Origin of the sequence: Pseudoalteromonas sp. NZS11 (assembly GCF_015864765.1) — a bacterium.
Taxonomy (GTDB): domain Bacteria; phylum Pseudomonadota; class Gammaproteobacteria; order Enterobacterales; family Alteromonadaceae; genus Pseudoalteromonas; species Pseudoalteromonas arctica.
The window spans coordinates 448,156-460,839 of record NZ_JADYWP010000001.1; the positions used below are offsets into that span (position 1 = coordinate 448,156).

General features: G+C 38.4%; 15 protein-coding genes. 7 read left to right on the forward strand and 8 right to left on the reverse strand.

Annotation, left to right across the window (positions count from 1 at the left end; translation table 11 throughout):
• Positions 1-19 precede the first annotated feature (19 nt).
• Complete coding sequence (locus I6E82_RS02005; RefSeq protein WP_024590071.1) at positions 20-1,720, reverse strand: dipeptidyl-peptidase 3 family protein; 1,701 nt, start codon at positions 1,718-1,720, stop codon at positions 20-22.
• Positions 1,721-2,016: 296 nt separating this feature from the next.
• Between I6E82_RS02005 and I6E82_RS02010 the strand changes: the two genes are divergently transcribed.
• On the forward strand, positions 2,017-2,856 hold the full coding sequence (locus I6E82_RS02010) for an HDOD domain-containing protein (RefSeq protein WP_024590070.1): 840 nt from the start codon (positions 2,017-2,019) through the stop codon (positions 2,854-2,856).
• Between the two features lie 52 nt (positions 2,857-2,908).
• Here the strand turns inward: I6E82_RS02010 and I6E82_RS02015 are convergent, their stop codons facing one another.
• Positions 2,909-4,591, reverse strand: a complete 1,683-nt coding sequence (locus I6E82_RS02015) for an amidohydrolase (RefSeq protein WP_197116576.1) — start codon at positions 4,589-4,591, stop codon at positions 2,909-2,911.
• Between the two features lie 172 nt (positions 4,592-4,763).
• On the opposite strand from I6E82_RS02015, the gene I6E82_RS02020 reads away from it, so the two are divergent.
• Positions 4,764-5,216 (forward strand): energy transducer TonB, encoded by a 453-nt coding sequence (locus tag I6E82_RS02020; RefSeq protein ID WP_101217524.1) that lies wholly within the window; start codon positions 4,764-4,766, stop codon positions 5,214-5,216.
• Between the two features lie 56 nt (positions 5,217-5,272).
• Here I6E82_RS02020 and I6E82_RS02025 read toward each other — a convergent pair whose 3' ends face one another.
• From I6E82_RS02025 to I6E82_RS02040, 4 genes are all read right to left on the reverse strand, one after another.
• Positions 5,273-5,509 (reverse strand): calcium-binding protein, encoded by a 237-nt coding sequence (locus I6E82_RS02025; RefSeq protein ID WP_024598659.1) that lies wholly within the window; start codon positions 5,507-5,509, stop codon positions 5,273-5,275.
• 9 nt (positions 5,510-5,518) lie between these two features.
• A complete protein-coding gene (locus tag I6E82_RS02030) occupies positions 5,519-5,755 on the reverse strand; it encodes a hypothetical protein (RefSeq protein WP_007581558.1) in 237 nt (78 codons plus the stop codon).
• A gap of 187 nt (positions 5,756-5,942) precedes the next feature.
• On the reverse strand, positions 5,943-6,170 hold the full coding sequence (locus I6E82_RS02035) for a hypothetical protein (protein ID WP_007581559.1): 228 nt from the start codon (positions 6,168-6,170) through the stop codon (positions 5,943-5,945).
• Positions 6,171-6,194: 24 nt separating this feature from the next.
• Complete coding sequence (locus tag I6E82_RS02040; protein WP_007581561.1) at positions 6,195-6,428, reverse strand: cag pathogenicity island protein Cag25; 234 nt, start codon at positions 6,426-6,428, stop codon at positions 6,195-6,197.
• Positions 6,429-6,758: 330 nt separating this feature from the next.
• On the opposite strand from I6E82_RS02040, the gene I6E82_RS02045 reads away from it, so the two are divergent.
• From I6E82_RS02045 to I6E82_RS02060, 4 genes are read left to right on the forward strand one after another with little or no spacing between them, the layout of a single operon-like run.
• Positions 6,759-8,216, forward strand: coding sequence for a sensor histidine kinase (locus tag I6E82_RS02045; RefSeq protein WP_010553149.1), 1,458 nt, complete (start codon positions 6,759-6,761; stop codon positions 8,214-8,216).
• Position 8,217: 1 nt separating this feature from the next.
• Positions 8,218-8,763: a hypothetical protein gene (locus tag I6E82_RS02050; RefSeq protein ID WP_024607489.1), complete on the forward strand. Its 546-nt coding sequence runs from the start codon at positions 8,218-8,220 to the stop codon at positions 8,761-8,763.
• Between the two features lie 2 nt (positions 8,764-8,765).
• Positions 8,766-10,115, forward strand: coding sequence for a sigma 54-interacting transcriptional regulator (locus I6E82_RS02055; protein WP_197116577.1), 1,350 nt, complete (start codon positions 8,766-8,768; stop codon positions 10,113-10,115).
• An 8-nt stretch (positions 10,116-10,123) separates the two neighbouring features.
• The gene (locus I6E82_RS02060) at positions 10,124-10,624 is read left to right on the forward strand and encodes a DUF1543 domain-containing protein (protein ID WP_197116579.1); all 501 of its coding nucleotides are present in this window, start codon (positions 10,124-10,126) and stop codon (positions 10,622-10,624) included.
• 18 nt (positions 10,625-10,642) lie between these two features.
• Here I6E82_RS02060 and I6E82_RS02065 read toward each other — a convergent pair whose 3' ends face one another.
• On the reverse strand, positions 10,643-10,870 hold the full coding sequence (locus tag I6E82_RS02065) for a hypothetical protein (RefSeq protein WP_197116581.1): 228 nt from the start codon (positions 10,868-10,870) through the stop codon (positions 10,643-10,645).
• Between the two features lie 132 nt (positions 10,871-11,002).
• Between I6E82_RS02065 and I6E82_RS02070 the strand changes: the two genes are divergently transcribed.
• Positions 11,003-12,256, forward strand: coding sequence for a multifunctional CCA addition/repair protein (locus tag I6E82_RS02070; protein WP_197116583.1), 1,254 nt, complete (start codon positions 11,003-11,005; stop codon positions 12,254-12,256).
• A gap of 2 nt (positions 12,257-12,258) precedes the next feature.
• On the opposite strand, the gene I6E82_RS02075 is transcribed toward I6E82_RS02070, so the two are convergent.
• On the reverse strand, positions 12,259-12,423 hold the full coding sequence (locus I6E82_RS02075; RefSeq protein WP_007581574.1) for a hypothetical protein: 165 nt from the start codon (positions 12,421-12,423) through the stop codon (positions 12,259-12,261).
• Positions 12,424-12,684 lie beyond the last annotated feature (261 nt).

The window sequence follows — 12,684 nt, forward strand, 5'->3', positions numbered from 1 at the left end:
TAGCTAAGTTTAACTAAAACTACTTAAGCCCTAGTACTTCTTTACCCTGTTTAAACGTTACATCTACAGGGATATTTGCTTTACTTAGTTTTTCTAAGTCTTCAGCAAGTTCTTCTTTTATATCTCCATGCGTTGCAATTAGTTGATCTACTTTTTCGTAATCGCCATCACCTTGTAAGGTTAAAATTAAGCGAGAAAGCTTGGCCATTGCAATGCTCATTTTTTCCATATTAACGCGGTACAGGCCTTCTTCATTTTTAGAAAAAGCGCCTTCTTGAGCAAAAAAGTTAAAGCGAATCATATTTGCTTTACCATGCGCACTTGATGCTCCAAAACGAACTGAGCGGAATATACCCGCCATGAAGGTCGTGTAATAATCTTCAATAGTTCCTTCTGTAATTTCGCCCTTTTTAAGTAATTGCTCAATCATGTACAGGCCTAAAATGTCGGCTTTACCTTCTTCAAGCGCACTTGCGTGTTCTTGTAATGATTGACGAACAGTACCTTTACCTGTGATTGTATTTTTAATACCTAAACCGTGAGCGACTTCATGGAACATCGTATTGGCAAAAAATGCATCAAAAGTAATGTGTTTACGCTGCTCAGGTACAATTAACTGCTTTGAAATTGGTACTAAAATTTTATCAAATTTAGCACGCATCGCATTTTTAAGTTGCAGGCGACGAGTTCCTTTTTCTAGCTGTACTTGCTCATCGTTTGGTAAGTTAATTGCAATTGTTTTACTCCCCGCGTTTGAATGCCCAGCGTAGTAAACAACATCATATGCATTTAGGTCGGCGTCAGAGCCTGGTACTTCTTGTTTGTACTTAGCATCAACGGGTAAGCCTTTTTGAAGCTCAGGTAAAAATGCGGCAAACTTAGCTAAGCGTTCGCTCCATTTTAAATCTTTAATAAGTACGTAAGATTCATAAGCTGCGCGGTAACCAAATAATTGATCTTCATAAGTCTCAATTGGACCAATAACCACATCTACTGGGTTGTTTTTCATATCCATCCAAGCAAAGTCAGATACTTGGAAGTCATCTTTTTGTAGGGCATCAGCACGCAAGTTTAGATAGTTAGCAAACTCTTTATCGTCAGCAAGTTTACTAGCTTGACGTAAAAGGTCAGCGGCTTTTGCAAGCTCATTAGCGTATTCTTTTGAATATGGCACGCTGTAAAGCTTACCTTGCTCATCACGCTTAATTACAGAGTAAAGGCCTGTTTTGTCCTCAACATCTGCATTGTTTAACTCTTCTTTGGTTATATCGGCAGGGTAAAACTGTGCGCCAAGAGGTTTTTCTTTATAGCTGGATAAAAACGCTTCATCGCCATTTAAACGATCCCATGGACCGTAGTTAATATCGGCAAATTTACGTACTTTGTCGTCGTTTAGTTTTGCTAAAAAAGCGTCTTTATTTTCGCCAAAAGATTGTTTCCAAAATAACTCGTCCATTATTTTTGAAGCATCAATAAGCTTTGCAACCATTGCTCGTTGGTTATCGCTTAAGTGCGATAAATCACTTTGTAAGCTAAAGTCGGTGTAAATATCTAAACGTTGGTTATTTGCATTAATAAGCTCAGGGCCTGATTGTGCACTGCTTTTTTGAGCAAGCTCTGTGGCTGTGTTGTCGGTAGAAGACGGCGCTTGTTCAGAACATGCGCTAAGAAAAACAACACCAGAGAGCATAATTGCTTGGCTAATTTTATTTAAGATCATTATATTGCCTGTTAAAAAGTAAGTTTAATAATTTGTACTGCTTTAGTTAAAATATTAAGTATGTACAAACGCTTCCTTATTGTGAGTGCATTAAAGCAAAACTAAATAGTAAATAGCAAGTATTTGGCGTTGTAAGGCAAGCATGAGCGATAAAGCATTATAAATAAAAATAAACTTCTATAATTTTCTTAACTTTATCGGTAAGTTAGACAATACTAATTATATTACTAATACGAAAATTAACTGCCTGAGTTTGCAGTTACTTTACAGGCTGAACACAAAAGGACGGCAGCTTTATGTCTACAGAAAACGCTTTATTAACGATTCTAGTCGATAGAATAAATAACGATACGTTGGTTTTACCAACGCTACCTGAAGTAGCGATTAAGGTTCGCCAAGCTGCAGATAACCCTGATGTGAATTTAATGCAAATGTCAGATGTAATCTCACAAGACCCAGCGCTTTCAGCTCGTATGATAAAAGTAGCTAATAGTGCGATTATGGGACGTTCTGTAAAAGTATCTAATTTACAACAAGCAGTGACTCGCATTGGGTTGCGCCAAATTAAAAATATTGCAACGGCTATGGCTATGGAGCAATTATTTGTATCAAACAATGAGCTAATTAAAGGCTACATGGGCAAGGCTTGGCAAAAAACATTAACCGTTGCTAGCCATTCAATAACACTCATGGAGTTTTACTTAAAAAACAATAAACACACTTCATTAAATCGTGATTCAATTACATTAGCTGCGCTTGTTTATAATATTGGTGTATTACCAATTTTAACAGAAGCTGAGCGCCACCCTGAAGTGTTTGCCAACCCAAGCTTTTTAGCGCACGCAATTCAAAAGCTGAGTGGGAAAATTGGCTCGTCGATTATGCAAGCGTGGGAATTTCCTAAAGAGTTTGTTGATGTAGCTCTAAGCTGGGCAGATCCAAGTTACAAACCTGATAAAGTTAGTTACGTAGACTTTATTCGAGTAGGCGCTATTTTAGAGGGAACATTACAGGTTTCTGATAAGTCAGCAGCGCTGCAAACGTACATAGATAAAGGTGTAATACCGTCTATGCAATTATTCACAAGTGATGAATACAACGATATGCTAAAAGATGTGAAAAACATGTTTAGCTAAACATGTTTTATTACACAAATAAAAAGGGTTAACTTGCGTTAACCCTTTTTATTTATTTATCGATAGTATTTTCTGTTTTGGTTTTTTCGTACCGTTTTATTCCTGCTACCCATGTTTGCAGTACGTTTGTTTTGTATATCTCGTCAACAGGTACTTTAAAGTAGTCTTTATCAAGTAAAATAAAGTCGGCCCATTTACCTTTTTCTAAACTACCCACCTTAAATTCTTGATGAGCTGAATAAGCGCCACCGAGAGTAAATGCACGTAATGCATCTTCGCGGCTTAGTACTTCACTTGCGCGCCAGCCGTTTTCAGGTAGTTTGTTATGATCCATGCGTGTAATGGCTGAATACAAACCATCAAATGGATTTGCAAGCTCTACCGGGTAATCAGAGCCTGCTGCAACAACCGATCCTTGCTTTAAAAATGTTTGCCAAGCATAGGCACCGCTTAATTGTTTTTCAGTTAAGCGTTGCTCTGCCATATGCATATCAGATGTGGCATGTACTGGCTGCATTGAAGGGATTATTTTTAACGCTTTAAAGCGAGGGATATCCTCAGGCGTTACAATTTGTGCGTGCTCTATTCGGTTACGTAGTAATATACCGCCCGTTTTTTTAAACACATTTTGATAAGCATCAAGTACTACTTTATTTGCTTTATCGCCAATTGCGTGGGTATTTGCGCTAAAGCCGCTTTTAAAGCTTTGTGTAAAGAGTGCTTCGAGTTTTTCTTGTGTTTCAAGCATTAAACCATGGTGACCAGGTCTGTCTGCGTATTCTTCAATCAGAGCAGCTCCGCGAGAGCCAAGTGCGCCATCGGCGTAAACTTTAACACTGCGAATTTCCATAAAGTCATTTTTGTCGTGGTATCGGCCTGCCTTTAACATTGCGCCTAAATCAGGGCTTGCACCACTTAACATTGCCACAATACGTAGCGGTAAATTACCAAGGTCGCCGCGCTCTTTGTAAACCTCCCATGTGGCTTTATCAATACCTGCATCGTGAGTAGAGGTAATGCCTAAACTTAATAAATGCTTACCTGCTGCATCTAGTGAGTCACTTATATCTTGCTTTGAAGGGGCTGGCATATGCTGGGTAATTAGCGATTCTGCTTTATCTACAAAAATACCTGTAGGATTGCCAAATTCGTCTTTAATTATTTCACCGCCTTCAGGGGCTTTTGTTTGGGCATTAATCCCAGCAAGTTCGAGCGCTTTTGAATTAACCCAAATGGCGTGACTATCAACCCTCGAAAGAACCACAGGTCGATCGCTCACTACTTTGTCTAAATCTTTAGCCGTAGGAAAGCGTGTATCAGCCCAAAGCTCTTGGTTCCAACCTCGCCCAATAATCCAACCTTGTTTGTTATCGGCAAATACTTTTAGTTTATTTGTTACTTCATCAACCGATGTTGCGCCGCGTACGTCAAGTTGCGATAAATTGTCGCCAAGGCCAATAACGTGCCCATGAGCATCAATTAAGCCAGGTAATAAGGTATTACCGTGCGCGTCAATTAGCTTGGCATCTGGGTAGCTATCTTTAAGTGTTTCGCTACCGAGCTTAACTACCTTGCCATTTTTAATAACGAGGGTAGAAAACTGCTGTACTTCACCTTTGTATAAAGGGGTATAACCATTGGCGTTATAAATTACTTTTGTTTGTGCGAGAGTGTAACTAGAACTAGCGCAAAGGCTGGCTAGTATGAGTGGTTTGATTATTTTTTTGAGTGGCATAGTTACTTAATTTTTATTGTTAATTTACTTACATTAACAAACTTGATTTTATAATACCAATGAATTGATAGACCTCATTTTAAGGCTTTTCTCTATATTAACTGTTTACAAAATAGGTAATTGATGTGATTATTTAGTATGTAAAATAATCAATAAAGCATAAGGAAACGCTATGAAAGCCCTCTATTTATTACTCCCCTTGAGCATGATGCTAACAGCCTGTAGCTCAACGTCTGATAAACAAGTAAGCGATGAAATGCTGAGTTTTATTGATTTATCGAGTCCTGAACTGCGAAGTAAGGCAGGTGAATACTGGGATGTTATTAAAAGAGTAGAGCCGCGATATCCGATAGAAGCTGCGAAGAAAAGTATTTCAGGTTGTGTTGAGCTTGCTACGTTAATTAATTCACAAGGTAAAGCACAAGGGTATAAGGTTATCTCGTCTTACCCAGAGGGCGTGTTTGATAATAATGCGGCAGCTGCTGTGGGTTTATGGCGCTGGAAAGCGACAACTGAAAATACGAGTAATCAACCTGTTCTAACTTATCTCAAAATGGATTTTATGGTGAGCCCAAAACCTACTGATGCAGAGTATTTGGCGCATTGTTCTAAAAATAAAGCCTGAACGTAATTAATAGATATAAATATAATAAGCTAGGTGTTTTTTACCTAGCTATAAAACTACTTACTTGCATATAAGCCATATTCATTTAATGCTAATTTACCGTCTTTGTCACTATCGTAGCTTGAAAACCGTGACCATAAAGCCGGGTCTATAGCGGTTTCTGAACGTGATAAAAAACCGTCTTTATTCCTATCTAGCTTTTTAAATTGCTTTGCAATGTCATTACTTGCGGCAAAACTAAATGTGCTAAAAATACTAAACGCCAGCAGCGTTATATAGCTAATACTTTTCATACAAATCACTTAGTAAAGGTTGTTAGTTAGATAACTTTTAAATTCGACTAGCGAAATTTGGTTATCTTGGTTTTTGTCCCATTTTACAAAGGTGTTTAAAAGTTGTGGTTGGGGATCAAGTTCGTCGTGTGTTAAATAGCCACTTTTGTCGCTATCTAGGTGATCAAAGCGTTGCTTTACATCAAGTGCCGCGGCATCAAAACTTAATAGCATTAAAATGCTTATAACAAGGGAAAGTATCTTCATGGTCTTCCTTCCAAAAGATGTATTAAAAGTTCGTGGCTAAAATAAAGTAAAAAGGAAAAAAGCACTTGCCGTAATTTAACTCCCAACATTAAATCCTTTTACACACTCCCTCAGGGATTATGGCAAATGCTTTTAAATTCAGTTTACTTGTAACAAGCTTAAGTAAAGCTTAATCAGTAATTACTCATTAAGGCTTAAAGCTTTCAAATTCTTTTTTTGAGACTTTTTCATCACCGTCTTCATCTAAGTCGGCAAATTGTCTCATTACTTCTTTGTCTTCCTTTGCTTCTACAATTGATATTTGTCCATCCATATCTTTATCTAAATGGGCAAAGCGCACGTTTGTTGGCGATGCAATTACGGTGGCACTAATTGCTAAAAACATTAATGAAAAAGCGGCTATAAGTTGTTTCATAATCACGTTCCTTATTAAATGAGTTTATTGAATAAATTTTTTGAATTCATCTAGCGACAATTGCCCATCTTGATTAGTATCAATTTGTAAAAAATTTTCGTGTAGAACGGCATCTTCACCTGCTTCGGCTTCACTTAATGTGCCGTTACTGTCTTTATCAAGCTCGTTAAAAGTCGCGTGAACGTCCATTGCGTGTGCGTTAGCGCCTAAAAAGCCTAAAGCCAGTAATGATGAAATTACTAAAATGCGTTTGTTCATAATTATTTCCTTATTGATTAAAGTTATTACTCCTACTACAAAAATGATGCCAAAAATAATTATTGTTAATTTTCAAGTATTTATATTTTCAACTTAAAGGGGGTGAGAAGTTTTTACGGGGTTTATTGTAATTTTTGTGTGCCTTTTGCAACACTATGTAGTGAGATTAAAGGTAGGGTTTAAAAATCAATGGTTTACGTTGTCTCTATTTGGCGACACATTGTTTTTGTAGCGCTGGCTGTTAATCGTATTAAATATAATTGCTGGTTCAGCTAGTGTATAAGGTAAGCACTTAATAATAGAACGCTTAACTTAAAAGGACTAAACGAAATGCCAGCAACCATAGCTAAAAAATACCATGCAATGCTTAACTGGCGGCCTAATTTAATTGGGCAATTTGCAATGAGTATGCTGCTTTCGTTACTCCCGCTTTCTATAGTGGTGATTGTATTTTTAAATGCGCTTAACAAGCAATTAGCAGTGACTCAAAGTATCGTGAGTAACAACTACCAAGTTACCAAATCGTTTAATACTCTAAAACAAGAACTCAACAGCCTTGAGCGCGCCACTAGGCAAAACTGGGTATTAAAAAGCGAATCGTTAGATAAGCTCATTGTCGATAAATGGCAATCATCCCTGCAAAGTATTGATGAACTTAAATTTGTAAACACGGATAAAGATTACACCCACCAATGGCAACGCTTATATGTCACCTTACAAACAGCGCATGTAGAGCTTGTTGAGCAAAAACAACAGCAAGCGGAGCTATTTGTGCCAGTGAGCGATTTAGTTGCTGAGCTTACTTTATGGTTACGTGATAAAAACGAAGCGCAAATTACCAATAACCAAAATGAGCTTACAAGCCTACAAACTTCATTTATAAACTGGCTGGTGGCACTCATTCCGCTTACTTTAATTGTTGGTGGTGGTTTTTTATGGCGTATAAGTGGGCGACTAAAAGGGTTAACTACGGTTATTGATAAGCTAGGGCAGGGACATTGGCAGCAAAAAATATCTGTGAAAGGCTCCGCTGAGCTAGTTGAGCTAGGAGAAAAACTCCAATGGGTGCAAGAGCAACTTCATATGCTTGAGCAGCAAAAAGATACCTTTTTACGCCATGTTACCCATGAGCTAAAAACGCCGCTTGCTTCAATGGTCGAAGGCACTGATTTACTAACTGATGAAATAGTAGGCCCAATTACTGCTGAGCAAAAAGCAGTGCTTGAGCTTATTAGCCAATCTATGGTGCGCCTTCGTACAATGATTGACAGCCTGCTGAGTTATAATGCGATTCGCACCAGTAAAGACAGCCTAAGCGAAGTTGAGTTTAGCTATCTTATTAATAAAATTAATAGCCATTTTGAACATCGCTTAAGTGCGCGTCAGCAAGCTCTGCAATGGCAAAATAACTTACCTAATAAACAGCTTGCATTACCTAGTGAGCTTATTGAGATGATTTTAATTCAGCTTATTTCAAATGGCTTAAAATTTTCACAAGATAAGCAAAGCGTTACTATTAATTTAGCGCTTGAGCAAAACCAACTTTGCATTGCTGTACTTGATAAAGGGTGCGGTATTAAAGAGCAAGAAAAAACTCAAATTTTCAGCGCATTTTATCAAGGTAAACACAGTAAAAATGTTACGCTGCAAGGCAGTGGGCTTGGCTTAACTATTGTGAAAGAATCTGTTGAACAGCTAAGAGGTACACTTACTGTTGAGCATAACGAGCCGCATGGTTGCCGGTTTTCAATTAAAATTCCCATAACAAAAAATCTAGGAGTTAATTAACATGCGCTTGCGTTTAATCGCTATTTTATGTGTGCTCAGTAGCAGCATGGTTATATCAGGTTGTGAAATTAATAATGGGCAAGAAGAGCGTGTGTCAATTACACCTGCACCTGTGGTCGATACCAAAATAACGAACGACAAAAACAGTAAACCTAGTCCAAAACCCAGACCAAAAATAGAACCTAGCTATCCGCCTGCAGAGCAAGTTATTGCATGGCACGCTAATCAGTGTGGCGGATTTAAATTGGTGCCAAAAAAAGATATTTTTACAGGTGAAAACGACCTTAAACGTTTTTTTAAATTTATGTGCTTAAACATAAATGATGATCCAAATACGGTAATGACTAAGTTGCTAAAACTCGATCTTGCTTACTTTTGGCCAGATGATATAAAGCAATATTTATGGCTTCAAAAGCAGCAAGTGACTATGCAAATAAATGCTAAAAAAGAGCAGCAAGCACTTAATAATAAAATGCAAGAAACCCTCTCATCGTTAGCAACAATTGAGCAGCAGCTTTTACTACGAGAAGAAACTAAGGAGCAGTAACTATGGCAGCAACTAAAGTGCAAGGTGCAAAAGTATTACTCGTTGACGACGACGCTAGCTTATTAAAACTGCTCGCTATTCGTATCGAATCAAAAGGATACGAAGTAACGACCTGTGAAAGCGGCTTAACCGCACTACAAATACTTAAAGGCCAAGTGTTTGACGCCGTAATAACCGACTTGCGTATGGATGAAATGGATGGCATGGCACTGCATCGTCAGTTGCAAAGCCGCTATCCTGCATTACCTGTCATTATGATGACAGCACACGGTTCAATTCCTGATGCAGTAGAGGCAACTAAGCAGGGCATTTTTGCATTTATAACTAAACCTGTAGATAAAGATGAGCTATTTGACAGCCTTGCTAAAGCGATAGAAATTCACGGTGTTAACGCTGATGAAGCCGCACCAAAAAGTAATATAGTTACGCGTAGCGGCACAATGCTTCACTTGCTCGAGCAAGTAAAACTACTTGGGCCAACACAAGTAAATGTATTGATTTCGGGGGCTAGTGGTACAGGTAAAGAGCTACTCGCACAGGCGATTCATCAACATAGCCATGTAAGTAACGGACCTTTTGTTGCCATTAACTGCGGGGCTGTACCGGGTGAGCTTTTAGAGTCCGAATTATTTGGTCATAAAAAAGGCTCTTTTACAGGCGCAATTAAAGATCACCAAGGGTTGTTTCAACAAGCTGAGGGCGGCACGTTATTTTTAGATGAAATAGGCGACATGCCACTTAACCTACAAGTTAAGTTACTGCGCGTATTACAAGAAAAAACAATTCGCCCGGTGGGTTTTCAAGAAGAAATAGCAATTGATGTACGCATAGTGTCGGCTACACATAAAAATCTTCCTGAGGCTATTTTAAGCCAGCAATTTAGAGAAGATTTATACTATCGCTTAAACGTAGTTAATTTAAAATTACCGCCACTGTGTGAGCGTCGCGAAGATATAAGCTTATTAGCACAGCATTTTAGTGCAAGCATTGCTAAGCGCATGAAGCAAACTGAAAAACACTTTGCAAGCGATGCTATGCATGCGCTTGTGCGTTACGACTGGCCAGGTAATATCCGCCAACTACAAAACGTAGTAGAGCAGGTTGTAGCATTAACGCCAAGCGATGTTATTTCAGAGCACTTAGTGTTAGCAGCGCTAAATAGTAACGAAACAAATGTAGAACCATTATCACTAAACGACGCTAAAAAAGAGTTTGAGCGCGACTATGTAATTAACACTTTAAAAATGGCAGGTGGTAACGTAGCCGAAGGCGCTAAGCTTGCTAAACGTAACCGCTCAGATTTTTATAAGTTGATTAAAAAGCATAATATTGATGTTGATAATTTAGGTTAAGGAAAAGCATGCAGTTATTTATGGTTTATTTAGGTGGCCGGATTCGAGGTTGCCACATTGAAATGCATGATATTCGTTTTGTAGTTGGGGAGAATATAGAGCAAACCTACTCAAAGTTAAAAAGCCAGTGGGTAGGCGACAGAAGTAGTGTTCACGTGGATAGTTACATGGCAATTAATCATATTGATGGCTTTAAAGTAGAAGTAGTCGATAGCTATGTGGAGCAAAATAAACAACTCTATTTTGTAAATTTAGGCGCTTACAGAAGTGATTCTATGGCTGAGCAACACGACTTTGCGTTGTATGTTGCAAGTAGTAGCCATGAAGCTAAAGAGCGTGCTAAAAACGATTTACTTGCAGGCCTTAGCTATATTCATAAAGATGATTTACATGACGTAGACGATTGCTTTGCCATTGATTTACTCGATAGCCAGCTAAGCATTAAACTCACGCCCAGCGGTATATCGCAGCCGATAAAGCCAGACTGGTTTGGCTACCACGTACTTTAAATCAGCCAAAAAGCAGGGTTAAGAGTCCTGCTCGTTTTGTTCATCCTTTTCGCTTTTAGCCGCCATTTTAAACGCCACAATAACCAATCCAAACATAGCAAACGGCAGTGCTGCTAACATGTATTCAACCACATCACTGTCTTGAAAATTTGCTTGTAGTAAAAAGTGACCCGCCACACACATTAAAATAACCACTAATAAAATGGGTAGTAACATAAGTTCTTTTTTTGATGAATGGTTTCTCATTAATTGTGAGGCTATAGCTGAAAATAATGCGCCATTGTAATGAGCTTACTTGAGCTTGGCAAACACCGCAGAATTTTTTAATTAATGTTATGATTAACATCAAACAATTTTATTAATGTTTATGGGAATAAAGTGAAAAGTAACTTAAAACAAGTTTACCTCGTTGGTGGGGCAGTTCGCGACAAGCTGCTAAATATAAAATCAAAAGATAACGATTATGTAGTAATTGGCGAAACGCCAGACACAATGCAGTCGCTAGGTTTTGTACCAATAGGTAGCGATTTTCCGGTTTACTTACACCCAAAAACAAAAGAAGAATATGCACTCGGGCGCACAGAGCGTAAAAGCGGCAAGGGCTATACAGGCTTTGTGGTTGATGCCAGCCCAACTGTAACGCTAGAAGAAGATTTAGCAAGGCGTGATTTAACCATAAATTCAATGGCGCTTGATGAACACGGTAATATTATTGACCCGTTTAATGGCCAAACTGACTTACAAAATAAAACACTGCGCCACACCACTGAGGCATTTGTAGAAGACCCTGTTCGAGTACTGCGTATTGCCCGTTTTTTAGCGCGCTATGGCAGTGATTGGCGTATTCACCCAAGTACGTATGCACTAATGCGCGAGCTTAAAAATAAAGGTGAGCTAAATCATTTAGTACCAGAGCGCGTGTGGCTTGAAACCGAAAAAGCACTGGATGAAAAGTACCCTGAGCTTTATTTTGAAGCACTGCAAGGCTTAGGTGTTTTTCCAGAGCTTGAGCGCATGGTTAATGTACCGCAACCAGCAAACCATCATCCTGAAGGGGATGTATTTGTACATACTATGCTGGTACTTAGGCGTGCTGCCGATTTAAATTTTAACTTGGAAGCACGTTTTGCTGCACTAACCCATGATTTTGGAAAAGCGCTTAGTTTTAAAAAGTACGGAAATTTACGTGGCCACGAACGCGAAGGTGTTGCAGTTATTGAGGCGTTTTGTGAGCGCTTAAAAGTGCCTAATCGTTTTCGCGATGTTGGTGTACTCACCAGTGATAATCATACCCTTTGCCACACGGTTGATCAATTAAGGCCGCAAACTATTCACAAGCTAATAGTGACTAACTTAAATGCGTTGGTACACCCAGAACGTTTTATAGCGTTTACCCAAGCATGCCAATGCGATGCACAAGGGCGTGGTGAAACACTGGTAGATAAGCCATACCCGCAAGCAGCTAAGCTGCGAGCAATTCATACTGAACTGCAAAAAATGGATAAGAAACTGGTAGTGCAAAATGCACTTAAAAATGGCAAAAAAGGCCCTGAAATAGGCGAAGAAGTAAAACTTGCAGAAATAAACTGCATTAAAGCATTTTTAAAACATGAGAAATCCCAAGCGCAATAAAATTAGACTAAGTAGTGCGATACGCCTTGGTTTTTAGTCGCGTCGTGCTTTCTTAGCTCTTTGTAGTTTGTACTTTTAGGTTTTACATTTTCAGACTCCGGTTTTTTAGATGGCCTGTATAAGTCAAAAATAAAGTCTAGTTCTTCACGCTCTAGTGATGGTTTCATGAGTATTCCTTCAATTTAATACTTTAATATGATGTAGGGTATGGTCATTCGACTGAATTAAAAGTGAATAGTTACATTTGAAGTTGTACTAAATTGTAACCGGCAGGTTTTGAGGGATAAGAGGTGTTTATTTGTTAATTTATATGGAGTTAAGGTAAATTAAAGTAACTATTTTTAACTGAAAATATACAGCTGAATTTAATTTATTGTGTACTTACTATTTGCATATAAGACTGTAGCTATAAATATAATGGTAAAAAT